The sequence below is a fragment of the Nonomuraea sp. NPDC050643 genome, assembly GCF_040654715.1.
GTDB lineage: Bacteria > Actinomycetota > Actinomycetes > Streptosporangiales > Streptosporangiaceae > Nonomuraea.
In genome coordinates this window covers 84,419-108,822 of record NZ_JBFAIM010000003.1, presented here as the reverse complement: position 1 = coordinate 108,822, position 24,404 = coordinate 84,419, and the positions used below count along the sequence as shown (strand labels likewise).

The window sequence follows — 24,404 nt, the reverse complement described above, 5'->3', positions numbered from 1 at the left end:
TTCCGGGCCCGGAAACGTCCAAGAGGACATGAGGATCTGGCGAATCGTGCTCCTGCCGGTGCTCGTCCTGGCGCTGAGCTCGTCCATGGCACCGGCACAGGCGGAGATCGCATCGAAACGGGTGCTGGTGGACCTCCGCAAGCAGGGCGGCTTCGCGGGGCTCGACGACCGCGTGATCGTGTACGGCAGCGGGTGCGTCCGGCTCAGCCGGCGTACCGGGCCGACGATCGACAAGTGCCTGACCGCGAAGGAGAAGCGCCGGCTCCGCGGCCACCTCGGGAAACTGAGGATCGGCCGCACGGAACGACCGCCGCAGGGCGCGGACTTCATCAAGTACACGCTCACCTATGACAAGCGACGCGTCAGCCGCTACACGCTGCCCTCGACCTGGCAGCCCGTGGTGCGTGACCTGGACAAGATCATGGAGAAGTACTGGGCACCGGACTGATTGACCGGGAGGACGCGACCGAATTACCTTCGGTCGCGTGAACCTCCCCCCGGCCGGAAGGCCCGTAACAGATCTACTGGCGGAGGTGGCCCGGCTCAAGGCGCACGACCTGCCCGTACGCGGCGGCCAGGTGACCGCCTACGTCTACGACACCGGCCGAGCCGAGGTGAACGACGCCGCGACCCGCGTCTACCTCGAAATGCTCGAGGTCAACTGCCTCGACCCGACCGCGTTCCCCAGCATCGTGGAGATGGAGCGGCAGGTCGTCGGCGCCGTGGCCGACCTGCTCGGCGGCGGCCACGGCATCTTCACCAGCGGCGGCACCGAGTCGATCATGCTGGCGGTCAAGGCCGCCCGCGACGCGGCCCGGCGGCCCCGGCCCAACCTGGTGCTGCCGGTCACCGCGCATCCGGCCTTCCACAAGGCGGCGCACTACCTCGGCGTGGAGGTCGTGGCCGTGCCCGTGGACCTGGAGACGTACAAGGTGCGGGCGCGCGACGTCGAGGCGGCCGTCGACGAGGACACGATCCTGGTCGTCGCCTCCGCGCCGTCCTATCCCCAGGGCGTGATCGATCCCGTCGCGGAGGTGGCCGCCGTGGCCGCGGCGGCGGGGGTGGCCTGTCACGTGGACGCGTGCGTGGGCGGCTGGCTGCTGCCGTGGCTGCGGGAGGCGGGCGCGGCGGTCCCGCCGTTCGACCTGTCCGTGCCCGGGGTCACGTCGATCTCCTGTGACCTGCACAAGTTCGGCTACGCCCCCAAGGGCGCCTCCGTCGTGCTCTTCGCCGATCCCGCGATGCGGCGCAGGGCGTACTTCGCCTCGGCCGCCTGGCCCGGCTACACGGTCATCAACGCGACCGTGCAGAGCTCCAGGTCGGCGGGCCCGCTCGGCGGCGCCTGGGCCACACTGCAGGCGCTGGGCCGGCAGGGTTACCTGGAGCTGGGGCGGGCCACGCTGGCGGCCACGGCCAGGCTGCGCGCGGGCATCGCCGCGATCCCGGGGCTGCGGGTGCTCGGGGAGCCGGAGTCGTCGCTGGTGGCGTTCGCGGGCGACGGGATCGACGTGTTCGTGCTGGCGGACGAGGCGCGGGCTCGGGGCTGGTTCCTGCAGCCGCAGCTCTCCTACGCGGGCATCCCGCCCAACCTGCACGTCACGGTCACCGGGGTCACGCTGGCGGGCGTCGAGGCCATGCTGAAGGTGATCGCCGAGTCGGCGGAGGCGGCCCGCGAGCGCGGCCCCGCCGTGGTGCCCGGCGGGATCGTCGAGCTGGTGGCGGAGACGGACCTGGAGGCGATCGACGACGCGACGTTCGCCGAGCTGAGCGCGTCGATCGGGGTGGACCTGCGGCCCGGGGCCGGGCAGCCGGAGATGGCGGTGGTCAACACGGTGCTGGACGCCCTGCCGGCGGCGGCCCGGGAGACGGTGCTGGTGCGGTTCCTGTCGATCCTGTACGGCACGTGACCGACGCCGCCCCCTCCCGCGCCGGCCAGGCCGGATACATCCCCTCGCATATCCCCGCCGCCCGGGCAGACCCCGGTGGCGGGGGACGGCGTCATCGGTTCTTCCCTGCCCGCCGCCTCGGCAGGGCGAGTCAGGTGAGCGACATGATGGCGATGCCCAGGCACATCTCGTCGCTGGTGCCGGCGCCCCAGACCACGTACCGGGGCTGGAGCTCGCGCAGTTCCGGCAGCATGGACCGGAGTTTCGCGTCGTGGGTGCACGTCACCCGGACCACGTCGCCCTTCTTGACGGAAACGGGCTCCGGCAGCTTGCGCAGCGACTGATCGTCGAAGTTGTACTCGGGGACGTCGAGCAGCGTCCTGGCCTTCGGCGTGCCGGGGTTGAGCTCCACCTTGATCGCGCGGCCGAGCAGGTGCATGTGCCCGGCCATGCCGTGGATCACGGCCGGCGCGGGGATCGGCTGGTCGCAGTGCTGGGTCGGGCCGGGCTTCTTCTGGCCGCAGAACCGCTCCATGTCCGTGGAGTCCTCCTGGGCCTCGGTGCCGAACCGCCTGCCGATGTCCTTCACGGCGGCGGCCCTGTCGCACAACGGGCCCGACTCCTGCGGTGTGCAGGGCAGCTCGACCGGCGCCGCGAACAGCCCGGTCTCAAGAGGACGCAGTCGCTGGTCGGTCACCCTGAGGCGGATGCCGGACCGGTCGGTTCCCGGCTCACCCTTGATGTTCAGCGTGTTGTAGTGCACCTGCATGACCAGTCGGCTGCCCGGGGGCAGGTCGTAGCCATAGCGGGGATCGAGGAGCGCCTCGTTGGTGCCGGGGGCCCAGTGCGCCACCCAGGACGCCTCGCCGACGCCCTCGTCGCCGAAGCAGGTCCAGCCCTGACCCGGTGTGCCGGCGTCGATCTCGCGTGCCTTCGCGGCCTGGTCGGGAGCGATCCTGAAGAAGATCGCGTGGTGGACGATGTCGGTGTTCTGCGGCTGGAACTGGGCGCCGGTCAGGGACACCCGGCTCGTCAACCCGGGATCGATGAGGAAGCAGCGATAGTCATCCGTGCCGCCGTTGGGCCGGGCAGGCCGGTACGGCTCGGCCATGGTGAGGTTGACGAACCGTTCACCGGCGCGCAGCGGGGACGCCGGAGCCGTCGGCTTGGCCGCATGGCCCGAGTGGCCGGCCGGGGCCGCGGACGTCGGCGCCACACCGCACGAGGCGAGCAGGACGACCACGACGAGTAAGGCGGCCGTCCGAAGATGTCGATGCATGTCTCCACGGTCTCCCGCGGCACCGCGCCCGGCATCCTTCCACAGGACGTTTCCGTCTCGTACTCCGGAAGGACGACGCCGTCAGACCAGGGTCGCGCTACGGCCGTCTCACTCCGGCTCCCCAGCCGGGTTCGGCCCGGCTCACTCCGGCTCGTCCAGCCGCTCCTGGGCGAACGAGCGGATCTCCTCCTGATCGACCAGGGCCGCGCGCTGCAGCAGGCTCGTGTCCTGCTCGTCGGACAGGCTCGCGGCGGCCGCCGCGGCGAACAGCCTGGTCACCGGGTCGCCCTCCTCCAGCCGGATGACGATGCCCGGCAGGTCGGGCTCCTCGGTGTCCTGGAGGATCAGCCACTCGGCCAGTTCCCTGACCTGACCGGGGGGCAGGGCTGACGCCCCTGCCTCGAGCTGCTCGATCGAGGCTTCGGTCAGGAACTCGAGGACCTTCCAGCGGATGGCGCTCTCGGGATCACCGCTCAGGTTCATGACCTGGGCGACGATCGGCCCGTGCCGCTCGTCGGCGTTCTCCAGCACCACCGCGATCGCGTCGTATCGCACGGTCCGGATCGGGCTCGACAGGAGGGCCGGGACCTCGTCCATCAGCGGCTCGGCCAGCTCGGCCAGCTCCGACAGCAACCAGGCCGCCGTCGGCAGGATCCGGTCATCGCCGCTGTGGAGCAGCCTGGTGAGGTTCTCGACGGGGTATCCCGCGTACAGCTCGCTCAGCAGGTCGTTGGCCGCCACGCCCACGATGTCGCCGTCGTCCGGATGCGTGCGGATGCGCTCGATCAGGTCTTCGCCTGCCTGCGCCTGCATCGGGCCTACCACTTCCTCTCCCTCTGCTGCTTCGCCCATTCTTCGTCAGTGGGATACCGGTCGGCCTGGGCTTGCGAACTCCCACTGTTGTACGTGCCACCGCTGGACGAGGGCGTCGAGTCCACCGGCGCGTCGTACTGCTTGCGCCGGATGCTGTCGTTGAGCTCTCTGAGAGCCCTCTCTTCCCGTCTGATGCGCTCCGCGTGCCCGACCTCGTAGCCCTTCTGGTCCTCCTCCTTCTTCCTCGTCTTGATGCTCTTCTCGAGCTTGGCCTTGGCCTCCTTGGCCTCCTTCTCCGTCATACCCTTGGCGCTGTTGGGCGGATCGCCGTGGATTCTTCCGTCGTTCTCCGAGCGCCAGGAAGATCGGCCCGAGCTGCTGTTCGAGCTTCGGCCGCCGAAGAAGCCGCCGCCTCTGCGCCCGCCGTCGTCGCGGCCGTTGCCTCTGTTGTTCCGCCTGTTGTTGCGGCCCATCTTGGCGATGCCGTCCTTGAGGGACCGAGGGCCGGACGGGTTGCGCAGGCCGGACGTCCGCAGGGGGACTCCACCGCGCGGACCGGCCGCGGCCAGGCGTGGGCCGGGACCTCCCGGGCGGCGCAGGTCGTCCAGGATGCGGCGCATCGGGTCGGTGACCCGGCGGCGCACGATGGGAGCGATCACCTTGCCGGTGCCCTCGCTGCCCTCGCGCAGGATCTTCCTGACCGCCTGACGCGACGCCAGCACCCGGGCCGTCGCGACCGTCGCCCCGACCGCCCCGCCGAACATGAGCGCCTTGGCCACACCGACCGCGGTGAACACCGCCTGCGTGCCCGCCGCCACCTTCACGGCCGACACCACCGAAGCGGTGCCTTCCAGGGCGACCGGCATCACCTTCATCGCCGAGTTCGCCTGGGCGACGTGGCCGCCCTGCGCGCCGGTCTTGTTCCAGTGGCTCTCCATGTTGGCGGCGGACTCGCCACGGTAGACCTGCTGCGTGGCGCGGACGGCCGAATCGGCGGCGCCCGCCGCGGGCGCCGTACCGGACTGGGCGACGCGTGTGGCGTTGCCCTCGGCCCTGACGTCGTCCTCGTTCATGTTCGGCCAGGGGCCGAGCAACTGCATCATCCCGGCCGCCTCCGGGGGGAGCATCACAGCCATGTGCGACCGAGATTCTGGGTCTGCTCCGTGTTCACGGCCTCGCCGTCACGCGTGTTCCTGACCACGGTGTTCAGGCCGTCGCCGGTCTCGGCCATGACCGTGGACAGTCCGTCGAGCGCGGCCATCGACACCGCGCGGCACTCGGCGTACATGCTGGTGAACATGCCGAACAGGCCGTCGTCCCCGAATGAGGACACCCCGTCGCCGCGGACCCTGAGCGGGTCGAGCGCGGTGTTGTAGTCCTCACCATGGGTCCTGATCCGGGTGGCTTCCTGCCCCACCGCCCCCAAAGCGATCTCAAGTCCCGTCATGCCGCAGCACCATATCGTTACAAGTCATGATCTTTTCGGTACTTGTCATTCATGAGATCTACATCTCAGCGTCAAGATCGCGGCAGTATGTGTCTACACTGGGCGACTGTCCGTTCTCCTGACAGCCGGAGGTCCGACATGCGGCCACCCACACCGGACAACGACGCCGAATACCTGGTCGAATACGCCGCCCAGGGTCAGCGGGTCATTCGCGACCTCCAGGCGGCGCAGTCCGCGATCCGGCAGGTCGAAGGTCTGGCGAAGAGCAAGGACGGGCTGTTCGAGGCGGCCGCCGACGGCGAGAGCGGGCTGACCAGGCTGCACATCGACCCGCGGGCGCTGCGGCTCGGCGAATCGGCGCTCGGCCGTGAGGTCACCGCCGTGCTCCGGGCTGCGCAGGACGACGCGGCGAGCAAGGCGCAGGAGATCATGGACGCGGCCGAACGAGCCGCCGCGCTGCCCCAGCCGCTCGACGAGACCTTCGTACGCGGGCGGGTCGAGCAGGCCGCCCGCGATCTTCTTTCCTAGGGTGTGGGAGGCAAGCGTGCACGGCCGGCAGTTCGACCCCGCTGACATCACGGACCAGAGCATCGACGAGGTGGCCCGCCAGGGCGGGCAGGTGCTGGCCTGGCTGGAGACGGCGCAGGAGGACCTGGACCAGATCGTCGGGGCGGGCGAGACGGCGGCGGGCCAGGTCAAGGCGACCGTGGACGTGAACGGCCGGGTCCTCGGCGTGACCTACGGGCCCCGCGCGACCCGGGTGAGCAGCCAGGAGCTGGCCGAGCAGACGCTCGCCGCGGTGCACGCGGCCCGCGAGGACGCCCAGCGGCAGACGCACGACCTCATGCGCGCGGCCATCCCGGACTTCGACCCGGTGGGGGCGAGCGAGCGGTTCCAGCGCCTGCTGACCGACTGGAGCTGAGTTCACGACGGTGCGGCGGGGAAGGTCGCCTCGACGTGGAAACCGCCGTCCTCCTCCTGACCGGTCTCCAGAGTGCCGCCGGCCAGCTCCACCCGCCGCCGCAGGTCGAGCAGGCTCATGCCCGGCTCGGCGGCGGTGACCCACGCCTCCGGCTGCCCCGGAGTGTTGCGCACGCCGATCCGGACCGAGCCGCGCAGGTAACGCACCCGCACGGTCGCGTCCGCCCCCGGCGCGTGCTTGCGCACGTTGGCCAGCGCCTCCTGCACCACCAGGTACGCCGTCCGCCCCACCAGCCCCGAGACCGGCACCGGTGTCCCGTCGACCGTCAGCTCGACGGGCATGCCCTCCCGGGCGGACTCGGTCACCAGTGACCGCAGGTCGGGCAGCGGCAGCCCCAGGTCGAAGCCCTCCCCGGTGCCGCGCCGCAGCAGCGCCACCATGTGCCGCAGCTCGTCCAGCGCCTCGCAGCCGGTCGCGCGGATGTCCTCGGCCGCCGCCCTGGCGCGTTCGTTCCGGGCGGCCAGGGCCAGCACCCCGGCCTGGAGCACCATCCGGCTCACGCGGTGGGTGACCACGTCGTGCATCTCGCCGGCCAGCCGCTCGCGCTCCACCCGCTCGGAACGCTCGGCCAGCTCGTGGCGCAGGCGTTCCCTGACGGAGACGTACATGCCGTAGATGGAGGCCAGCGCGATGACGGCCTCGGTGCGGGCGATCAGCGGGAGCCGGTCGGGCAGCGACAGGACGGCGAGGGCGAGAACCGTCACCGGCAGCCATTGGGCCAGCCCGCGGTGCCGCTCGGCGGTGAACACCACCGCGCCGTACGCGGCGAACGCGCACGTGGGCGGCCAGAGCGGCGCGTCGGCCGCGGGCGGCGGCACGGCGGCGGGCACGAGCACGGACAGCACGGGCAGGGCGATCGCCGTGCCCGCGCTGATCCAGGCCACGGTGAGGGGCGCCCGGCGCATCCAGAGCACCGGCAGCGCCCCCACCAGCAGGATCACCAGGCCCGGACCCGTGTAGCCGGTCGCCGGCGTCAAGCCTGCCGCGACCAGGACCGCGATCGCGTCGATCGGTCGCGGGCGGGCACCGTCCACCGGCTCATCGTACGATCACCCGCCGGGCCTGCCCAGCCTCTGATCGGCGACTCAGACCCGGGTGACACGGACGGCGTCGGCGATCACGTACCCCGTCGTGGAGGTCCACCGGCTCACCCCGACCACGTTGTACGTCCCCGCCGCCAGCGCGTACGTCCCCAGCACCCGCCACTGCCCACCCCCCGAGCGCTGGTCGACGGTGACGGTCTGGTTCCCGCCCGAGGCCGCCACGATGTACGGCGTCGCGCTGTTGTAGCCCGCGTTCGCCGGATACCACACCTCCACCCGGTAGTTGCCGGCGCTCGGGATGGCCGCCTGGTACCAGGCCGGATCGCTGGCCGAGACCGGGTCGGCGAAGCGGTAGTCGCCGCCGTGCAGTTGCCCGGAGAAGGTCGAGGTGCCCCAGGACGAGCTCGCGGCGAACCCGTCGTCGGCGTTGTCGATCACCACGCTGAACGTGCCGCCCCCGCCGGAGCCCACAGCCCGGCCGGCGCTCGGCGCGCTCTCCTGGTGGGTCCGGTTGAGCGCGCTCACGTAGTAGGTGTAGGCGGTTCCGGTCGCGGTCGTGTCCGTGAACGTCTTCTGCGTGGTCGTCCTGACCAGGTTGCGGGCGTCGGCGAAGAAGCACGGGTCGGCGGCCGACGGCGTGCCGTCCACCCGGTAGACCGCGTACGACGCGGCCGAGCCCGTCCAGGCGAGCTGGACGCCGTTCGAGACGCGGGTGGCCGAGGTGATCGACGGCGCGGCGGGCGCGGCCGCGGAGCCGCGGGCGGGCAGCAGCGCCGGTTTGCCGTAGTGGGCGTTGACGACCCTGGTGAACGCGCCGATCCGGTCGGCCTTGACGTCCTTGGCGCTGAAGAAGACGTCACCGACCACTTCGGGATGTTTCCTGTTGTCGGTCAGGTGGTCGCTCAGCTCGGCCGGATCCTGCCAGGCGGCCTCCTGCCCGGACGCGCCCGCTCGGTAGGCGGCCTGGCCGATGACGAGCTGCACGTCGGTGCCCCTGACGGCGTCGGACCACCAGGCGGTGAGCACCTCGTACGCGGCCGAGGAGAAGCCGATGTGCCAGTAGATCTGCGGCGCCAGGTAGTCCACCCAGCCCTGCTTGACCCATTTCCTGCTGTCGGCGTAGATCGCGTCGTACGACTGCAGCCCCGAGGTGCGCGAGCCGAGCGGGTCGGTGCCGGAGTTGCGCCAGATGCCGAACGGGCTGATCCCGAACGACACGTGCGGCTTGGCCGCGTGGATGCGCTGGTCGAGCTCGCGTACCAGGAGATTGACGTTCTCGCGCCGCCAGTCGCCGACGTTGGTGAAGGAGCCGCCGTACTTGGCGTAGGCGGCGGAGTCGGGGATGGCCTGGCCGCTCACCGGATAGGGGTAGAAGTAGTCGTCGAGGTGCACGCCGTCCACGTCGTAGCGGGAGACGGCGTCCATGATCGCGTCCTCGATGAAGTCGCGGACCTCAGGAAGACCCGGGTTGTAGTAGAGCTTGCCGCCGTAGGCGAAACGCCAGTCGGGGTGCTGCCGCGCGGGGTGCGAGGACACCAGCTTGGCGGGGTCGTCGTGGTTGGCGACCCGGTACGGGTTGAACCAGGCGTGGAACTCCAGGTTGCGGGCGTGGGCCTCGCCGACCATGAACGCCAGCGGGTCGTAGCCCGGGTTGCCGCCCTGGGTGCCGGTCAGCCACTGCGACCACGGCTCGTACGGCGAGGGCCAGAACGCGTCCGCCGTCGGCCTGATCTGCACGACCACGGCGTTCATGCGTTTGGCCACGGCCAGGTCCAGCCACGCGCGGAACTCGGCCTGCTGTGCCGACACGCTCAGCCCGGTGCGGCTGGGCCAGTCGATGTTGGCGACAGACGAGATCCACATCGCCCTGAGCTGCCGTTTCGGCATCGCGGGATCGGTCGTGCAGGCGGCGGCCGCGGCGGAGGTAGGGGCCACGATGCTGACGAGTGCGGCGGTGAGCGCCGCCAGAACGGTACGCAGGAGCGCGGTCACGAAGGGAAGTTTCAGCGCAATCGAATCAAAGCGCAATAGTTTTCACAACATCGAGGGGACCCAATCTCTGACCCCGCAAAGTCAGGGCGGAAAGTTTCACCCACCACACGAGTAATGTCAATTATCGACATTAGTCAGACGCTGCCGTAGCGTGCTCCCGTCACCTGTGAACGAGGAGCACCCCCATGACTCTCGCCCGCACGCGATTAGCAGCCCTCGCCACCTCAGCCCTTGCCGTCCTCCTCATCTCCGCAGCCCAGCCTGCGTGGTCCGAGGTCAAGGACGCCCCGCTCCCCGCCGCCTTCGCCAAGGCGGCCGCCGAGCACGACGTGCCGCGCGACCTGCTCGTGGCCCTCGCCTACGCCGAGACCCACCTCGACGGACACAACGGCGAGCCCAGCGCCAGCAACGGCTTCGGCCTGATGCACCTGGTCAGCAACCCCACCAACCACTCGCTCGAGCAGGCCGCCGAGCTCACCAAGCTCCCGGCCGACAAGCTGAAGTCCGACGACGAGGCCAACATCCTCGGCGGCGCGGCCGTCCTGCGCGCCCACGCCGACAAGCTGGGCCTCGACGAGACCGCCAGAAAGGACATCGGCCGCTGGTACCAGGCCGTGGCCAAGTACGGCAACGCCACCTCCCCCGAGCTGGCCCGCCTCTACGCCGACGCGGTCTACGAGCCGATCGGCCTCGGCATCGACGCCCGCGGCGTACAGGTCAAGCCGCAGGAGGTCACCGCCGACCGCGGCGAGTACGCCAAGGCCCGCGACCTCAGCGGCACGCAGGCCGAGGTCGCCAGCCCCGACTACCCGCCCGCCGCGTGGGTGGCGGCCAGTTCCTCCAACTACCGGGTGTCCAACCGCGAGACCAGCTACAACATCGACCGGGTGGTCATCCACGTCACCCAGGGCTCGTACGCGGGCACCATCTCCTGGTTCCAGAACCCCAGCGCCCAGGTCTCGGCGCACTACGTGGTCAAGTCGTCCAACGGCGCCATCACCCAGATGGTGCGGGACAAGGACGTCGCCTGGCACGCGGGGAACTCCAGCTACAACAACCGCTCCATCGGGATCGAGCACGAGGGCTTCGTCAACGACGCCTCGTGGTTCACCGACGCGATGTACCGGGCGTCGGCCGCACTGACCCGCGCCCTGTGCGACAAGTACGGCATCCCGAAGACCAGGACCGGCATCATCGGCCACAACGAGGTGCCGGGCGCGACCCACACCGACCCGGGCTCGCACTGGAACTGGACCACGTACATGAACTACGTGACCGGTGGCGGCGGCACCCCGTCGTGGACGACCACGGTGGACAACGCCACCGCCGGCCAGTTCACCGCCAGCGCCAACTGGGGCACCTCCGCCTACTCCAGCCAGCGCCACGGCGCCGACTACCGCTTCGCCGACCCGGTCGCCGCCAGCGACCCGGCCTGGTACTCGGCCGCGATCCCCACCACGGGCACGTACCAGGTGGAGGTCTGGTATCCGGCGGACGCCGGATACAACAGCTCGGCGCCGTACATCGTGGCGGCGGCGGGCGGTAACCAGACCGTCTACGTCGACCAGCGTTCAGGCGGCGGAGCCTGGCGCAGCATCGGCACGTTCAGCCTCAGCGCCGGCACGCAGAACGTCGTCGGCGTGAGCAGATGGACCTCGGGCACCGGCCTCGTCATCGCGGACGCGGTGCGCATCAGCCGGGTCTGACCTGACCGCCACGGCCCGCGCCCGTTCCTCTCGGGCGCGGGCCGTGACTTTTCCATGATTCATCACGCTGTGTAGCGGAAAGAGATCATGGTGTGAGGCAGGAGATACTCAGGGCCGAGGGGCTGCGCAAGGTCTTCCCCGGCGTGGTCGCGCTCGACGGCGTGGACCTGAGCCTGCGCACCGGCGAAGTGCACGTCCTGCTGGGCGAGAACGGCGCGGGCAAGAGCACGCTGATCAAGATCCTCTCCGGCGCCTACCACCCCGACGGCGGCCGGGTGCTCCTCGACGGCGAGCCCGTCGCGCTCCGCACCGCGGGCGACGCGCAGCGGCTCGGCATCGCGACCATCTACCAGGAGTTCAACCTGGTCCCGCAGCTCACGGTCGCGGAGAACCTGTCGCTCGGCCGCCCGCCGCGCAGGCTGGGGTTCGTCGACTTCAAGCGCGTGGAGGAGCGGGCCATCCGGCTGCTCGGCCAGGTCGGCGTGGACGTGCACCCGCGCACGCCCGTCGCCCGGCTGGGCATCGCCCGCATGCAGATGGTCGAGATCGCCAAGGCGCTGGGGCTGGACGCCCGCATGCTGATCATGGACGAGCCGACCGCCGTGCTCACCACAGGTGAGGTCGACCGGCTGTTCACGATCGTGCGCCAGCTCCGTCACGCGGGCGTGGCGATCGTGTTCATCACCCACCACCTGGAGGAGATCGCCGAGATCGGCGACCGGGTGACCGTGCTGCGCGACGGCAGGTCGGTGGCCGAGATGCCCGCGAGCGCCTCCCCGGACGAGCTGATCGGCCTCATGGTCGGGCGGCCCATCGACCAGCAGTACCCGCGCCGGCCGGCCGCGCCGGGCGAGCCGCTGCTGCGGGTGTCGAAGCTGACCCGCAAGGGAGCGTTCGACGACGTGTCGTTCGAGGTGCGGGCGGGCGAGGTGGTCGGCGTGGCCGGGCTCGTCGGGGCGGGCCGCACGGAGGTGGCGCGGGCCGTGTTCGGCGCCGACCACTACGACTCGGGCGAGGTCCGCGTACGAGGCCGGCGGCTGCCGCCCGGCGACGTGCACCTCGCGATGGAGGCCGGGCTGGGCCTGGTCCCGGAAGACCGCAAGGGCCAGGGGCTCGTGCTGGGCGCCGGCATCGGCGAGAACCTGGGCCTGGTCCTCATGCGCGACGCGACCAGGGCCGGCTTCGTGGATCGTTCCAGGCTGCGCGAGGCCGCCGCCGAGGTGGCCCGGCGGCTCGGCATCCGGATGACGGGGCTCGACCAGGAGGTCCGCACGCTGTCCGGCGGCAACCAGCAGAAGGTGGTCATCGGCAAGTGGCTGGTGGCGAACGCGGGCGTGCTCATCCTCGACGAGCCGACCCGTGGCATCGACGTCGGGGCCAAGGTCGAGATCTACCAGCTCATCAACGGGCTCACCGAGTCTGGGCACGCCGTGCTCATGATCTCCAGCGACCTGCCGGAGGTGCTCGGCATGAGCGATCGCGTCCTGGTCATGGCGCGAGGACGCCTCGTCGGCGAACTGCCCGCGAGCCAGGCGACGCAGGACAGCGTGATGGCCCTCGCGGTCACGGAAGTGGAGGGACCCCGTGCCCGCTGAGGTGTTTCACGTGGAGCGTCCTGCGCACTCCGCCGCGCCGCCATCCGGGCCGGGGCGTCCTGCGTGCGCCGCGCCGCCACCCGGGTCGGGGCGTCCTGCGTGCGCCGCCGCGCCGCCACCCGGGTCGGAGGCGTCCCCGTGACGGCTCAGGCACTCACGCGCCGGTCCCCGGTGGCCGCGTGGTTCGCCGAGAACGGCGCGCTGGCCGCGCTCGTCATGCTGGTCGTGGCGCTGTCGCTGCTGTCGGCCGACTTCCTGAGCGTGACGAACCTGCTCAACGTCGGCGTCCAGGCCGCCGTCACCGCGATCCTGGCCTTCGGGGCCACGTTCGTGATCGTGACGGGCGGCATCGACCTGTCCGTCGGCTCCGTGGCGGCGCTCTCCGCGATCGGCCTGGCCTGGAGCTCGACCGTCGCCGGGGTGCCATGGCCGGTGGCCACGCTGGCGTCACTGGCGATCGGCGTCGCGTGCGGGCTGGTCAACGCGATCCTCATCGCGTACGGGAAGCTGCCGCCGTTCATCGCCACGCTGGCCATGCTGGGCATCGCCCGCGGCCTGGCCCTGGTCATCTCGCGGGGCAGCCCGATCGGCATGCCGGAGGAGGTCTCGCGCCTGGGCGAAACGGTCGGCTACCTGCCGGTGCCGCTCGTGGTGATGGTGATCATGGGCGTGATCGCGGCCGTGATACTCAACCGGACCTACCCGGGCCGCGCCATGTACGCCATCGGCGGCAACGCGGAGGCCGCCCGGCTGTCCGGGATCAACGTGAGCCGGCAGCAGCTCGTCACGTACGCGCTGGCCGGCGGGTTCGCCGCGGTGGCCGGGATCGTGCTGGCCAGCCGTCTGTCCTCGGCGCAACCGCAGGCGGCGGCCGGCTACGAGCTCGACGCGATCGCGGCCGTGGTGATCGGCGGGGCGAGCCTGTCCGGCGGGAAGGGCAAGGCGCTGGGCACGTTCATCGGCGCGCTCATCCTGGCCGTCCTGCGTAACGGCCTGAACCTGCTGTCGGTGTCGGCGTTCTGGCAGCAGGTCGTGATCGGCGTGGTGATCGCGCTCGCGGTCCTCGTCGACACCCTGCGGCGCAGGGGTACGTACTAGAAAGGGATGAGATCATGCGGATTCCCGCGATCGTCATGACAGTGCTCTGCCTGGCCGCGTGCGGTTCGTCAGGGAGCGGGCCCTCCGGGTCCGCGGGCGGGGTGAAGATCGGGATGTCGATCTCCACGTTGAACAACCCGTACTTCGTCCAGCTCCGCGACGGCGCGCAGTCCGAGGCGATCAGGCTGGGCGCCGCGCTGACCGTCACCGACGCCCAGAACGACGCCTCCCATCAGGTGAACCAGGTCCTGAACTTCACCAGCCAGAACATGAAGGCGATCATCATCAATCCGGTCGACTCCAACGCCGCCGCCCCGGCGGTCAAGGCCGCCGACCGGGCCAGGATCCCGGTGATCGCCGCCGACCGGGTCGTCACCGGGGCCGAGGTGGCGCAGACCGTGGCCTCTGACAATCTGTCCGGCGGCAGGATGGCGGCGCAGGAACTGGCCCAGCGGATCGGCAGGCGGGGCATCGTGGTGGTGCTCCAGGGGACGCCCGGCACCTCCGCCACGAACTTCAGGGACCGGGGCTTCAACGAGGGCATCGCGGCGTACCCGGACGTCAAGGTCGTGGCCAGGCAGCCGGCCGACTTCGACCGGACCAAGGGGCTCGACGTGATGACGAACCTCCTCCAGTCGCATCCCGACGTGACCGGCGTGTTCGCGGAGAACGACGAGATGGCGCTGGGCGCGATCAAGGCGCTCGGGTCCAGGGCGGGTAAGCAGGTCACGGTGATCGGCTTCGACGGGACCCCGGAAGGGCTGAAAGCGGTCCAGGCGGGCACGATGGCCGCCACCATCGCCCAGCAGCCCCGGCTCCTCGGCCAGCAGGCGGTCGACTCCGCCATCAAGGCCGCCAACGGCGAGACGATCAAGAAGTCGGTGGCGGTGCCGGTGAAGGTCGCGGACAAGGAGAACGTCACGGACTTCTTGACGTCCTGAGGGGTGCCCCAGGTGGAACGCCACGTGCCGGCTCGCGCCACCACGCCTGACGAGCGCCGGACGAGCGCCCGACGAGCGCCGGTCGAAGTCGCGATCCCGGACGAGAGGACCAACGATCTCCGGTCGGCCTGCCGCTAAGGTGGCGCAAGAAAACGGAGATCGACTTGTCGCGATCAGCCATTTTCGCGTGGCCGGCAGCCCTTTGTGCCGCCGTCTACCCGATGTGGGAGCTGTGGAGCATCGGGCCCGACGTTGGATGGTGGATCTACTGCCCCGCTGCGCTCTTCCCGCAGCCGGTCACGTCGGATCAGTACGTCCTGCCGCTGCGCGCGGACACCCGCGCCATGCTGTCGCTCACGTTGCACTGGGCCGTCCCCGCGCTCGTCGTGCTGATGGCCTGGATCCGATCGCGGTCCGCTGTGATGGGGCGGCGGGTGGCGGCGATCCTGACGTTGTACGCCGTGCTCGAACCACTCACCCGCACCTATTTCACCCCCGGAGCCTGTGGCGAGGCGCGCGTTTTCAGCGGCCCGTGGTTCGCGGAGGCGGGAGCCCGGTTCGGGACGAACACGAGCATGCTCCTCCTGTTGACGGCCGCCGTGCTGGTGCTGGTCGCCGGCCAGATGACAGGCCCCGCGGAGGAGCCGCCGCCGGCGTCGGCCGGAGTGGTGGCTCGGCGGGTGGCGGCGTTCCTCATCGGTTACTGGGCCGTGGTCGTGTCCCTGGTGGCCGGCGGGGCCATGTCGATGGATGAGCTGGACATGGGCCTGTTGGCCTGGCTCACCCTGAGCCTGTTCCCCAGTGGTCCCTTGCCGCCGATGTCTTTCACCGTGGTGCCGGCCCTCGTCCTGCTGGCGCTGAGCCTGCCCGGGGCCTGTCGCACCTTGCCACGGCGGCTCCGAACCCCGCGCTGACGGATCAGGCCGTGGCGCCGCCGTCGATGACGTGGTCGTGGCCGACGACGAAGCTCGACTCCGGCGACGACAGCCACAGCGCGGCGGCCGCGATCTCCTCCGGGGTGGCCACGCGGCCGATCGGCAGTGCGCCCTTCATCCGCTCGTCCCGGTCGTGCGTGGTCTCGCCCGGCCGCATCGACATGGGCGAGTCGATCGGGCCCGGGCTGAGGGCGTTGACACGTACGCCGTCGGCGATGTGGTCGCGGGCCGCGGTGCGGGTCAGGTGGCTGACGGCGGCCTTGGAGGCGGCGTAGGCGCTCGCCCCGGCCAGGCGCCAGTGCGCGCCGAGGTTGGAGGCCACGTTGACGATCGTGCCCCCGCCGTGCCCCCGCATGTACGCGATCTCGTGCTTCATCGACAGGAACACGCCCTTGAGGTTGACCGCGAGTACGTCGTCCCAGAGGTCCTCGTCGTAGTCGGCCAGCGGCGCCACCGTGCCGAAGACCCCGGCCGCGTTGAGCGCGATGTCGAGCCCGCCGTAGCGGGTGACGGCGGCCTCGACCATGGCGGCGACCTCGGCCGAGCGGGTGATGTCCACGGCGAACGCGCTCACCCGCCCCCCATCCGCCAGCTTCACGACCTCGGCCAGCCGGGCCTCGTCGCGCCCCGCGGCGAGCACCGCCGCGCCCTCCCGCGCGTACGCCAGCGCCGCGGCCCGCCCGACGACCCCACTCGCGCCCGTGACGAGTGCGATCTTGCCCGTAAAACGACCTGTCATAATTCCATACCAATCGTTCTTAAATTTGGACAGCATTCATGGCCTGATCCACCGCGTCGCGCAACCGTCGCGGCTCGGGGTCGGCTCTGCCGAGCACCTTGATCCCCTGCACCAGCACGAGCAGGAACCGGGCCAGCGCGTAGGGGTCCTTGCCCGCCGGGATCTCCCCCTGGGCGCGCGCCCTGACCAGCGCGCCGGCCAGCGCGGTCTCCAGCCCGGCCCAGCTCGCCAGCACCTTGCGCGAGACGACCGCGTCGCGCGAGGCGAACTCGACCGCCGTGTTGACCACCATGCAACCCCGCCGCAGCTCGTCGGCCAGGCATTCGGCCACGTAGGCGTCGAGGAAGGCACGGACGGCCGGCAGCGCGGGACCAGGCTGGGACAGCGGCCCGACCACGTCGCTCTGCTCGAGATAGCGCTCCAGCGCCTTCAGATAGAGCTCCCGCTTGCCACCGAAGGTCGCGTAGATGCTCGCCCGGGCCACGCCCAGGTGCTCCACGAGGTCGGTCATCGAGGTCGCCTCGAACCCGCGCTCCCAGAACAGCTCGAGCGCCCGCTGCAGGGCGACGTCGGGGTCGAACTCCTTGCTCCTTGCCACGCCGATCAAGCTAGCACTATCGAGAACGATCGGTCAAAAAAGAAGTGGCCCGGTCAAGAAGAGAAAAGTCCGCTTCCTGACCGGGCCGCCGCTCCGACACACGCCTACCGGGGCGTGAGGACCCACCCCCAGTAACCGTCCTTCCTGCTGTCCTTGTAGCCGGTGAGCCGGGTCGTCCGGGTTCCGTCGACGCTCACGAGTACGAGAGCGGCGTTGAACTCGTTCGTGCACTGTCCCTCACAGCCCAGCGCGATCACGTTGTCGTCGTCCGCCCAGGCATGCAGTTGCATCACCTGCTGGGTGCCCACGACCTTGCCCGTGCCGACCTCCGTGATCTTCGTGGGCAGCCCGGCGGGTCCCAGGACCAGCCGGCCGTCGGGTGAGACGGCCGAGATCGAGCGGCCACGGACATACCGCTGCCCTTCCGGCGCCTGCCTCGGCTCGCCGTCGAGGCCGTAGAAGATCCGGTCGGGGTCGGTGCTGGTGGGCGCCCAGAGCAGGGCGCCGTCCGCGGTCCAGCCGAGGTCCTGGCGGTCACCCACGGCGAAGATCTTCTCGTTGCCGCGGCCGTCGGACAGCGGCGGCAGCTCGTGGTGCTCGGCCTCACCCGTGGTGGCGTCCACGATGTAGTAGCCGGTCCGCGGGCTGTCACCCGCCGAGACGACGTTCTCGCCCTTCCCCAGCATGATGTCCGGGGAACTCCTGTAGGTGGTGGCGAGGATCTTCGTGCCGTCGGGCGACCAGGCGACCGACCCCACCGGCTGCTCCAGGTCGATCCAGGACAGGATCTGCCGGGTGTTCATGTCGAGGATCCCCACCCGCTTGCCGATCGAGTCCCCTTCCAGCACGGCCGCGACCTGCAGGCCCGGGGCGACGTCCACCCATGCGTAGGGGGTCTGCTCGTAGCCCTCGGTGCGCGGGTCGTAGAGCCACCACGTCAACGTGCGCTGCTGCCGGTCCTTCGCGAGCTGCTTGCGGCCGGCGGTGTAGTAGGCGGAGACCGCCATGCGCCCGGCCGCGACCAGCTTCTTCGGTGGGCTGTTCGCGGGGTCGGTGCGTACGTCCGTCGGCGCGGGCGACGGGCGGGCGGGCAGCGTGATCTCGGTGGCCGGGCGCACGGTGTCGACCTGGTCGCGCGTCCCCGAGACGACGAAGGTGACCGCCACCACCATCGCCGCCGCCAGCAGCAAGGCGCCGACGGGCTTCCAGGCACGCCTCCGTAGCGCCCGGTCGGCCAGGTCGTGCGGCACCCTGGCCTCGCCGGCCCATTCCTCCAGCGTGTCGCGCAGCAGCCGGGTCACGCGGTCACCTCCAGTACCTGTGCCAGCTCGGGGGCGATCTCGCGCAGCCGGGCCAGCGAGCGGTGCGCCGTGCTCCTGACCGTGCCGACGGAACAACCCAGCACCTGAGCGATCTCCTTCTCGGGCAGGTCCTCGAAATAGCGCAGCACCAGCACCGCGCGCTGCCGCGCGGTGAGCCTGGCCAGCGCGGTCTGCACCAGGTCCTCGGCCGCGTGCTGGTCACCACCGGTGAGCAGGAACCCGAGCCGCATCAGGGCGGGAGATCGGGCGGCGACGAACTCGCGGAAACCTTGCTCGTCCACGGCGTCCACGATCACCTCCAGGGGATTGATGTCACCCTCTCAGACGCCGCCCGAGGCTCCCGCTATGCGACTCATCCCGGAGAATCGTCACCGTCCGATCCGGGCACCTCCAGCAGCCCGAGACTGTCCTGCTCGCCTCTGCGCCTGATCACGTCGTTGATCGCCGCGGTCAGCTCCGCTCTGGTGTAGTCGTCCTCGGGCGGCTCGTTGAGGTGGGCCAGCAGGTCGGCCGGCACGTGGACGTGCTCGGAGGCCCGCAGGTACACCTCCCTCAGCGAAACCCGCTCGCGCCCCGCGAACGCCTCGTCGATGGCCTGCTGCAACTCGTCGAGCGCGGCTTGGTCGGTCATCCGTCATTCCCCCGTAGGTCCGGCGAGCAGCTCCTCTGCCTGCTCCGCCACCATGTCCACCGAGACGTCGCCCACCCACGACACGTCGTGCGGGCAGCGCTCCGCGTCCGGAGCCACGCCACTCGCCCCGCAACGCGGGCAGGCCGTGGTCCAGGAGATCAGCGGCCGGTGCGCGGTCCTGCTGAGCGGCCCGGCGTTGATCAGGTTGCCGCACCAGTAGACGGCGACCGTGGGCGTGCCGACGGCCGCGGCCAGGTGGCGCGGGCCCGTGTCGTTGGCGATCACCAGGTCGCACCGCTCGTAGAGCGCGGCCAGCGCGCCGATGCCGAGCGCGACCCCGCCCACGAGCGCGGCCACCTGGAGGAAGCGCAGCGTCTCGTGGTGGTAGTGCGTGTACGGCACCCAGCGGTCCAGGCGCGGAGCCCCCGGCGCGCACATCCCGGCGCTCACCCGGGCGCCGAGCCCGCGGACGAACGGGTTGGAGAAGCGCCCGCCGCCGTGGATCTGCACCGCCAGGTCGAAACCGCGCCCGCGCAGCTCGTCGCAGAGCTCACCGGGCGCCGCGTGCCCCGGCTCCACCGTGGACACACCCGAGATCGGCGGCAGCGCCACCACGTCGTCCACGGGTCCGGGCCGCCCGGTCAGGAACTCGGCGTGCCACGGGGTGCCCAGCAGCGTCAGGCGCGCGTCGGGATAGGCCCGCCTGAGCGACTCCAGCGCCGGCACGGCCAGCAGGTAGTCGCCGAGCGCGTTGGCCCGCAGCACCGCGATCCGGCGCACGCCGCCGACCAGCGCCGCCGCGGCAACGTCCGAAGTGCCGTGCATAGCCGCCCCGCTACCCGCCGACCTCCCGTCCCTAACTTCACCGCATAGGGTTTGAGCTGGGCTTTCACAGGTACTCGCTCCTCATGGGCACAGAGAAGACCGTCAGCGCCGCGGTCGTCGGCGACGTCATGCTCGACTCCTGGCTGCACGGCTCGGTCAAACGCCTGGCGCAGGAGGCCCCGGTGCCCGTGATGAGCCTGGAGGCGACCGAGGACGCCCCGGGCGGCGCCGCCAACACCGCGGCCAACCTGGTGGCGCTCGGCGCCCGCGTCCGGCTCGTCGGCGTGGTGGGCGACGACGCCTGCGGGGACAAACTGGAGCGCTCGCTGCGCCTGCTCGGCGTGGAGACCGACCTGCTGACCGTGCCGGGGCGGCGTACCGCGCACAAGCGGCGACTTGTCGCCGGCGGCCAGCTCACCGCCCGCTACGACGAGGAGGACCTCGACGGCATCCCCGGCGAGGCCGAGCGGGAGCTGCTGGGACGGGTGGCCGAGGCCGTGGCGGGCGCCGACGTGGTGATCGCGTGCGACTACGGCGGCGGGGTGTTCACCCCGGCCGTGCGCCGGGCGCTGGCCGGGCTGCCGCTGCTGGTGGTCGACGCGCACGCGGTGGCGCCGTGGCGCGAGTGCGCGCCCGCCGTGGTGCTGCCGAACTATGCCGAGGTCGTACGCCTGCTCGGCGACGGCGGGGAGACGATCGACCGGCCGGCGTACCTGGTGGCCCGTTCGGACCGACTGCTGGAGCTGACCGGCGCCGGGATGGTGGTGACCACGCTGGACGGGGAGGGCACGCTGCTGCACAGGGGCGGGAGCCCGCCGTACCGGACCTATGCCCGGCCCGCGCCGCAGCACATGGCCACGGGCGCGGGCGACACCTACACGGCCGCGTTCGCGCTCTGGCTGGCCGGCGGCGCGACGCCGGAGGAGGCCGCGCAGGCCGCCCAGGCGGCGGCCTCCGTCGTGGTCCGCCGCCCGGGGACGGCGGTGTGCACCCGCCACGAGCTGCTGCGGGCGCTGCGGCGTCAGGAGGGCGCCGTGCAGAGCGCCGAGCGGCTGACCCGGCTCCTGGACGAGCACCGGCGCAGGGGCGAGCGGGTGGTGTTCACCAACGGCTGCTTCGACGTGCTGCACCGGGGGCACGTGACGTACCTGGAGCAGGCGGGGCTGCTCGGCGACGTGCTCGTGGTGGCGGTCAACAGCGACGCCAGCGTGGCCCGGCTGAAAGGGCCGGGCCGGCCGGTCAATCCGTGCGAGGACCGGATGTCGGTGCTGGCCGCGCTGAACGGCGTGGACTACGTGACCGAGTTCGACGAGGACACGCCCGAGGGGCTGCTCAGGATGATCCGGCCCGAGCTCTACGTGAAAGGCGGCGACCACACCGCGGAGCTGCTCGCGGAGGCGCCGCTGGTCCGCTCGCTGGGCGGCGAGGTACGGGTGCTCGGCTACCTGCCCGACCGATCGACCACCGCCATCATCGGCCGCCTGCGCTCGCTGCCCTGACGCCCAGGTTTAGCCCCGGCGCCCTTCGGTAGGCGGCATCCATGACACAGACCCTGGAGACCCCAGCCGACCTGGACGAAGAGGTCCGGCCGGCCCGGCGGCGCAAGCCGGTCGTCCGCGCCGCCGCCCGTGGCGCCATCGCCGCCATGGCGATGTCGGGCCTCAGGCAGTTCACGACCTCGCTCGGGCTGGTCCCGACCACTCCGCCGGAGTGGGTGATCGAGCGGACCGCGCCCCGGGCCTTCCACCGCGTCCCGGTCGAGCGGCGCCCGGCCGTGGTGGAGATCGTGCACTGGCTGTACGGGGCCGGCGGCGGCGCGGCCTTCGGCGTTCTGCCGCGCACGCTGCGGCAGCGGAGGTGGGCGGGCCCCGTCTACGGCGTGCTGGCCTGGGCCCTGTTCGAAGGCGCCCTCGCACCCGCGCTCGGCCTGCCGCACCGGCGCGGCTCCGCCGCCGAACGGCTCGCGCTGCTGGCCGACCACGTCCTGTACGGCGTCGTGGTGGCCGCCTCACCCTGGCCGCACCAGCCCCGCTGACCCACGGCAGCGCTGACTCACAGCAGGGCTGACTCACAGCAGGGCCTTGTCCAGCCACGGGCGCAGGATCGGCAGCACGTTGGCGGCCTGCATGGCGCTCATGTGGTCGAGCCCGTCGAGGACCTCGACGTCCCAGCCGAGCGCCGCCAGCTCGGCCCGGCTCCTGGTCAGCGGCCCGGCGATGTCGACGAGGACGCCGCCCCACCGCTCGTCGTACCGGATCTCGTCGGCGGAGCCCGCGAAGCACAGCCGGGGGCAGGAGAGCCGGACCGCCCGGTCGTCGAACCCGCGCAGCGCCTCGTAGAGCGTGACGAACTGGCGGCTCTGCTCCTCGCTGGTGCTGACCTCGACCGACGACCAGTCGTTCGCGTCGCCGGGAGGGGCGGCCGGCTGGGGATCGACCGCCATCTCGTAGGTGGCCATGGTGACCCGCAGCATCTCCGCGTACGGCCCGTCGTACGGCGGGAACCCGCCCATGACCAGCGCAGACAGCCGATCGGTGCGGACCGCGAGCTGCAGCCCGCTGAGCGCCAGCCACGAATACCCGTAGTACGCGAACCGCTCGGCCCCCACCGCGTCGGCCACCGCCAGCAGGTCGGCCGCGACGTTGTCCGGAGTGAGCGTGTCAGGTTTCGGGGTGCTCATGACATGCCCCTGGTAGTCGAAGACGACCACCCGGTAGGCGTCGCTGAGCCCGTTGATGAGCGCGCGCCCGAGCGCCGGCTCCATGCCCCACTTCCGCAGTTCCTCGGCCCGCTCGCCCTCCACAGGCTGTGGATCGACGGGCAGCAGCACGGCCGGGCCGGAACCGTGCGCCTCCACCTCGATGGTGCTCCCGTCGTGCAGTGTCGCCTCGGCCATCGTCTCCCCCTAATTCCATACACCGTAAAGAATTGACGTGGGAAGAATAGCTTATGGCGTAAGGAGTCTCAACGGATTGGGGATCGGCACACAGCGCATGGCCCCGCCACTCGCGTCCAGCCAGCGCAGCAGCAGGTTGGCCTTGGCCGGGATGGACGCTCCCGTCAGCAGGTCGCGCAGCTCCGCGGGACCGCCGTGGTCCTCGTCCACGGCGGCGAACAACGCCCGCGCCCTGCCCCACAGCTCGCCGCGCAGCCGGGGGTGGCGCGCCGCCACGGCGCCGGCGATCTCGCAGAGGTTGTTGGTCAGCAGGCAGTACACCAGCCGCTCCCACCCGTAGGGCCCGCTCACCAGGGGCGCCTCGGCCTCGCGCAGGCGCGGGTGCCGCTCGGCGACGAGCTTGACGCCCTCGTGGTCGCGGAACAGCGCCTGCGCCGGCAGTCCGCGCCCGTCCACCGCGATCAGCACGTTCTGCAGGTGGCACTCGAGCACCACCCCATGACACAGGTACGCGTGCAGCACCGGAGGCACCACGTGCCCCAGATACCGCTCCCACCAGGCGAGCGCCACGTCATCGTCCAGCCCGTCCAGCGGGTTGCCGGGAAAGCCCTCGCTCACCCCGGCCGTCAGCAGCGGCGTCAGCCCGGGGCGCAGGTGCTCGCCCAGCCCGTCGCGGACGATCACCGCCAGCGCCTCGCCACCGTCCCGGCCCAGCTCGGCGCTGCGGTAGCCGCGGTCGCGCAGCATGGCGGGGCGCGCGTAGTGGCCGGGCAGATCGTCGAAGACCCGGTCCAGCACGTCGCCGACCGCCGGCAGCCGGCGCAGGTCGGCCAGCCACAGGCGGCGCACGTCGTTCGTGATCCGCACGTCCAGGCTGAACTTGCAGAACAGGTCCGGCTCCGGCAGGTACACCGTGCGGATCGACGAGGTCGGCACCGCCGTGGCCGTCGTGACGCCGAGATCGCGCAACCGGCCGTCGCGCAGCCCGCCCAGCAGTTCCCGCTGCCAGGGGTGGACCGGCAGCGTGACCAGCCCGTCGCCCGCCGCCTCGCCGAGCCGGCCGAGCGCGCCCACGTCCCCCTCCTCCACCAGGTCCTCGGCGGGCACGCCGAACAGCGGCAGGGGGAAGCTCGCGTGCGCCTCCGGCGAGTACCGCAGCCACGCCTCCCGCCCGGAGCCGCCGCGGGCCTTGGGCGCGGGATGGTAGCGGTGCCCGGCGACGAGCGCCTGCTCGGAGCGCAGGTACGGGTCGGCGGGCGGCCCCGAGGCGCGCCTGGCCGCCAGCAGGACCGCCGTGACATCCCGGCTGTGCAGGATCTCGGCGGGCAGCGCCTCGTTGGCGACCCCGGTGCCCGCGCGCAGTTCGGCGGCCGTCAACGCGACCAGTTCGGCCAGCGGCAGCGGGCACCAGCCGTCCGGCGTGAGCAGGGCGGGCGCGGCCGGGAACCGGGCGCCGCCGGCGCGCAGCAGGCGGCCGGTCGCGGGCAGCAGGAAGGCGCCGGGGCCGGCGGGCCTGGCCACCTCACGGATCACGCAGTTGAGCAGCGCCGTCGTCGCGAGGACGTCGGCGTCTCTCCATGCCTCACGCTCCGGCCCGGAGGACGGGCGGAGCAGACCGTCGATGGATGCCATGGCGAACCTACTCCTACCCCCTGTCCTCATAGGTGCCGTGATTG

Annotated in this window: 25 protein-coding genes; 11 read left to right on the top strand and 14 right to left on the bottom strand. The window is 71.5% G+C overall.

Going from position 1 to position 24,404, the window contains the following annotated elements; genetic code table 11:
• The first annotated feature begins 28 nt into the window (after positions 1-28).
• Both AB0I15_RS04715 and AB0I15_RS04710 read left to right on the top strand, forming a co-directional pair.
• Positions 29-448, top strand: a complete 420-nt coding sequence (locus tag AB0I15_RS04715; RefSeq protein WP_358090146.1) for a hypothetical protein — start codon at positions 29-31, stop codon at positions 446-448.
• Between the two features lie 37 nt (positions 449-485).
• Positions 486-1,907, top strand: coding sequence for an aspartate aminotransferase family protein (locus AB0I15_RS04710; RefSeq protein WP_358090143.1), 1,422 nt, complete (start codon positions 486-488; stop codon positions 1,905-1,907).
• 130 nt (positions 1,908-2,037) lie between these two features.
• Here the strand turns inward: AB0I15_RS04710 and AB0I15_RS04705 are convergent, their stop codons facing one another.
• The 4 genes from AB0I15_RS04705 to AB0I15_RS04690 form a co-directional block, all read right to left on the bottom strand.
• The gene (locus AB0I15_RS04705) at positions 2,038-3,165 is read right to left on the bottom strand and encodes a monooxygenase (protein WP_358090141.1); all 1,128 of its coding nucleotides are present in this window, start codon (positions 3,163-3,165) and stop codon (positions 2,038-2,040) included.
• A gap of 141 nt (positions 3,166-3,306) precedes the next feature.
• Positions 3,307-3,990 carry a hypothetical protein gene (locus tag AB0I15_RS04700; protein WP_358090138.1) on the bottom strand — a complete coding sequence of 228 codons (684 nt, stop codon included), beginning with the start codon at positions 3,988-3,990 and terminating at the stop codon, positions 3,307-3,309.
• Entirely contained in the window at positions 3,984-5,114 is a 1,131-nt protein-coding gene (locus AB0I15_RS04695) for a hypothetical protein (RefSeq protein WP_358090135.1), read from the bottom strand. The genes AB0I15_RS04700 and AB0I15_RS04695 overlap by 7 nt, the downstream gene beginning before the upstream one ends.
• On the bottom strand, positions 5,105-5,425 hold the full coding sequence (locus AB0I15_RS04690) for a hypothetical protein (RefSeq protein ID WP_358090132.1): 321 nt from the start codon (positions 5,423-5,425) through the stop codon (positions 5,105-5,107). Before AB0I15_RS04690 ends, AB0I15_RS04695 begins: the two co-directional genes overlap by 10 nt.
• A gap of 138 nt (positions 5,426-5,563) precedes the next feature.
• On the opposite strand from AB0I15_RS04690, the gene AB0I15_RS04685 reads away from it, so the two are divergent.
• Together AB0I15_RS04685 and AB0I15_RS04680 are read left to right on the top strand one after the other, a co-directional pair.
• On the top strand, positions 5,564-5,953 hold the full coding sequence (locus AB0I15_RS04685) for a YbaB/EbfC family nucleoid-associated protein (protein WP_358090129.1): 390 nt from the start codon (positions 5,564-5,566) through the stop codon (positions 5,951-5,953).
• 16 nt (positions 5,954-5,969) lie between these two features.
• Complete coding sequence (locus AB0I15_RS04680) at positions 5,970-6,347, top strand: YbaB/EbfC family nucleoid-associated protein (protein ID WP_358090126.1); 378 nt, start codon at positions 5,970-5,972, stop codon at positions 6,345-6,347.
• Between the two features lie 2 nt (positions 6,348-6,349).
• Here the strand turns inward: AB0I15_RS04680 and AB0I15_RS04675 are convergent, their stop codons facing one another.
• Positions 6,350-7,441: a histidine kinase gene (locus AB0I15_RS04675; protein WP_358090123.1), complete on the bottom strand. Its 1,092-nt coding sequence runs from the start codon at positions 7,439-7,441 to the stop codon at positions 6,350-6,352.
• Between the two features lie 51 nt (positions 7,442-7,492).
• Positions 7,493-9,442 (bottom strand): family 10 glycosylhydrolase, encoded by a 1,950-nt coding sequence (locus AB0I15_RS04670; RefSeq protein ID WP_358090120.1) that lies wholly within the window; start codon positions 9,440-9,442, stop codon positions 7,493-7,495.
• A gap of 185 nt (positions 9,443-9,627) precedes the next feature.
• Between AB0I15_RS04670 and AB0I15_RS04665 the strand changes: the two genes are divergently transcribed.
• The 5 genes from AB0I15_RS04665 to AB0I15_RS04645 all read left to right on the top strand — a co-directional run bounded on the left by AB0I15_RS04665 (position 9,628) and on the right by AB0I15_RS04645 (position 15,696).
• Positions 9,628-11,148, top strand: coding sequence for an N-acetylmuramoyl-L-alanine amidase (locus AB0I15_RS04665; protein ID WP_358090117.1), 1,521 nt, complete (start codon positions 9,628-9,630; stop codon positions 11,146-11,148).
• Positions 11,149-11,240: 92 nt separating this feature from the next.
• Positions 11,241-12,743 (top strand): sugar ABC transporter ATP-binding protein, encoded by a 1,503-nt coding sequence (locus AB0I15_RS04660; RefSeq protein WP_358090114.1) that lies wholly within the window; start codon positions 11,241-11,243, stop codon positions 12,741-12,743.
• Between the two features lie 138 nt (positions 12,744-12,881).
• Complete coding sequence (locus AB0I15_RS04655) at positions 12,882-13,841, top strand: ABC transporter permease (protein WP_358090111.1); 960 nt, start codon at positions 12,882-12,884, stop codon at positions 13,839-13,841.
• 14 nt (positions 13,842-13,855) lie between these two features.
• The gene (locus tag AB0I15_RS04650; RefSeq protein ID WP_358090108.1) at positions 13,856-14,782 is read left to right on the top strand and encodes a substrate-binding domain-containing protein; all 927 of its coding nucleotides are present in this window, start codon (positions 13,856-13,858) and stop codon (positions 14,780-14,782) included.
• 221 nt (positions 14,783-15,003) lie between these two features.
• Positions 15,004-15,696: a hypothetical protein gene (locus AB0I15_RS04645; RefSeq protein ID WP_358090105.1), complete on the top strand. Its 693-nt coding sequence runs from the start codon at positions 15,004-15,006 to the stop codon at positions 15,694-15,696.
• A 4-nt stretch (positions 15,697-15,700) separates the two neighbouring features.
• Here AB0I15_RS04645 and AB0I15_RS04640 read toward each other — a convergent pair whose 3' ends face one another.
• The 6 genes from AB0I15_RS04640 to AB0I15_RS04615 form a co-directional block, all read right to left on the bottom strand.
• The gene (locus tag AB0I15_RS04640) at positions 15,701-16,456 is read right to left on the bottom strand and encodes an SDR family oxidoreductase (RefSeq protein WP_358090103.1); all 756 of its coding nucleotides are present in this window, start codon (positions 16,454-16,456) and stop codon (positions 15,701-15,703) included.
• Between the two features lie 19 nt (positions 16,457-16,475).
• The gene (locus tag AB0I15_RS04635) at positions 16,476-17,054 is read right to left on the bottom strand and encodes a TetR family transcriptional regulator (RefSeq protein ID WP_358090101.1); all 579 of its coding nucleotides are present in this window, start codon (positions 17,052-17,054) and stop codon (positions 16,476-16,478) included.
• Positions 17,055-17,158: 104 nt separating this feature from the next.
• Positions 17,159-18,355 (bottom strand): hypothetical protein, encoded by a 1,197-nt coding sequence (locus tag AB0I15_RS04630; RefSeq protein ID WP_358090099.1) that lies wholly within the window; start codon positions 18,353-18,355, stop codon positions 17,159-17,161.
• Entirely contained in the window at positions 18,352-18,666 is a 315-nt protein-coding gene (locus tag AB0I15_RS04625; protein ID WP_358090096.1) for a sigma-70 family RNA polymerase sigma factor, read from the bottom strand. The genes AB0I15_RS04630 and AB0I15_RS04625 overlap by 4 nt, the downstream gene beginning before the upstream one ends.
• 62 nt (positions 18,667-18,728) lie before the next feature.
• A complete protein-coding gene (locus tag AB0I15_RS04620; RefSeq protein ID WP_358090093.1) occupies positions 18,729-19,007 on the bottom strand; it encodes a hypothetical protein in 279 nt (92 codons plus the stop codon).
• A 3-nt stretch (positions 19,008-19,010) separates the two neighbouring features.
• Positions 19,011-19,832 carry a glycosyltransferase family 9 protein gene (locus tag AB0I15_RS04615; protein WP_358090090.1) on the bottom strand — a complete coding sequence of 274 codons (822 nt, stop codon included), beginning with the start codon at positions 19,830-19,832 and terminating at the stop codon, positions 19,011-19,013.
• An 83-nt stretch (positions 19,833-19,915) separates the two neighbouring features.
• Here AB0I15_RS04615 and rfaE2 point away from each other — a divergent pair, with 83 nt between their 5' ends.
• Together rfaE2 and AB0I15_RS04605 are read left to right on the top strand one after the other, a co-directional pair.
• Entirely contained in the window at positions 19,916-21,331 is a 1,416-nt protein-coding gene (gene rfaE2 / locus AB0I15_RS04610; protein WP_358090087.1) for a D-glycero-beta-D-manno-heptose 1-phosphate adenylyltransferase, read from the top strand.
• A 41-nt stretch (positions 21,332-21,372) separates the two neighbouring features.
• Positions 21,373-21,867 (top strand): hypothetical protein, encoded by a 495-nt coding sequence (locus AB0I15_RS04605; RefSeq protein WP_358090084.1) that lies wholly within the window; start codon positions 21,373-21,375, stop codon positions 21,865-21,867.
• Positions 21,868-21,900: 33 nt separating this feature from the next.
• On the opposite strand, the gene AB0I15_RS04600 is transcribed toward AB0I15_RS04605, so the two are convergent.
• On the bottom strand, positions 21,901-22,728 hold the full coding sequence (locus AB0I15_RS04600; protein ID WP_358090081.1) for an alpha/beta hydrolase: 828 nt from the start codon (positions 22,726-22,728) through the stop codon (positions 21,901-21,903).
• Between the two features lie 51 nt (positions 22,729-22,779).
• Complete coding sequence (locus AB0I15_RS04595) at positions 22,780-24,360, bottom strand: IucA/IucC family protein (RefSeq protein WP_358090079.1); 1,581 nt, start codon at positions 24,358-24,360, stop codon at positions 22,780-22,782.
• Positions 24,361-24,404 lie beyond the last annotated feature (44 nt).

Excerpts from the sequence above, each read along its gene's own strand:
- AB0I15_RS04600 (WP_358090081.1), bottom strand. The coding sequence starts at position 22,728 with ATGGCCGAGGCGACACTGCACGACGGGAGCACCATCGAGGTGGAGGCG.
- AB0I15_RS04615 (WP_358090090.1), bottom strand. The coding sequence starts at position 19,832 with ATGCACGGCACTTCGGACGTTGCCGCGGCGGCGCTGGTCGGCGGCGTG.
- AB0I15_RS04695 (WP_358090135.1), bottom strand. The coding sequence starts at position 5,114 with ATGGCTGTGATGCTCCCCCCGGAGGCGGCCGGGATGATGCAGTTGCTC.
- AB0I15_RS04640 (WP_358090103.1), bottom strand. The coding sequence starts at position 16,456 with ATGACAGGTCGTTTTACGGGCAAGATCGCACTCGTCACGGGCGCGAGT.
- AB0I15_RS04690 (WP_358090132.1), bottom strand. The coding sequence starts at position 5,425 with ATGACGGGACTTGAGATCGCTTTGGGGGCGGTGGGGCAGGAAGCCACC.
- rfaE2 (WP_358090087.1), top strand. The coding sequence starts at position 19,916 with ATGGGCACAGAGAAGACCGTCAGCGCCGCGGTCGTCGGCGACGTCATG.
- AB0I15_RS04645 (WP_358090105.1), top strand. The coding sequence starts at position 15,004 with ATGTGGGAGCTGTGGAGCATCGGGCCCGACGTTGGATGGTGGATCTAC.
- AB0I15_RS04595 (WP_358090079.1), bottom strand. The coding sequence starts at position 24,360 with ATGGCATCCATCGACGGTCTGCTCCGCCCGTCCTCCGGGCCGGAGCGT.
- AB0I15_RS04650 (WP_358090108.1), top strand. The coding sequence starts at position 13,856 with ATGCGGATTCCCGCGATCGTCATGACAGTGCTCTGCCTGGCCGCGTGC.
- AB0I15_RS04685 (WP_358090129.1), top strand. The coding sequence starts at position 5,564 with ATGCGGCCACCCACACCGGACAACGACGCCGAATACCTGGTCGAATAC.
- AB0I15_RS04620 (WP_358090093.1), bottom strand. The coding sequence starts at position 19,007 with ATGACCGACCAAGCCGCGCTCGACGAGTTGCAGCAGGCCATCGACGAG.
- AB0I15_RS04715 (WP_358090146.1), top strand. The coding sequence starts at position 29 with ATGAGGATCTGGCGAATCGTGCTCCTGCCGGTGCTCGTCCTGGCGCTG.
- AB0I15_RS04665 (WP_358090117.1), top strand. The coding sequence starts at position 9,628 with ATGACTCTCGCCCGCACGCGATTAGCAGCCCTCGCCACCTCAGCCCTT.
- AB0I15_RS04705 (WP_358090141.1), bottom strand. The coding sequence starts at position 3,165 with ATGCATCGACATCTTCGGACGGCCGCCTTACTCGTCGTGGTCGTCCTG.
- AB0I15_RS04605 (WP_358090084.1), top strand. The coding sequence starts at position 21,373 with ATGACACAGACCCTGGAGACCCCAGCCGACCTGGACGAAGAGGTCCGG.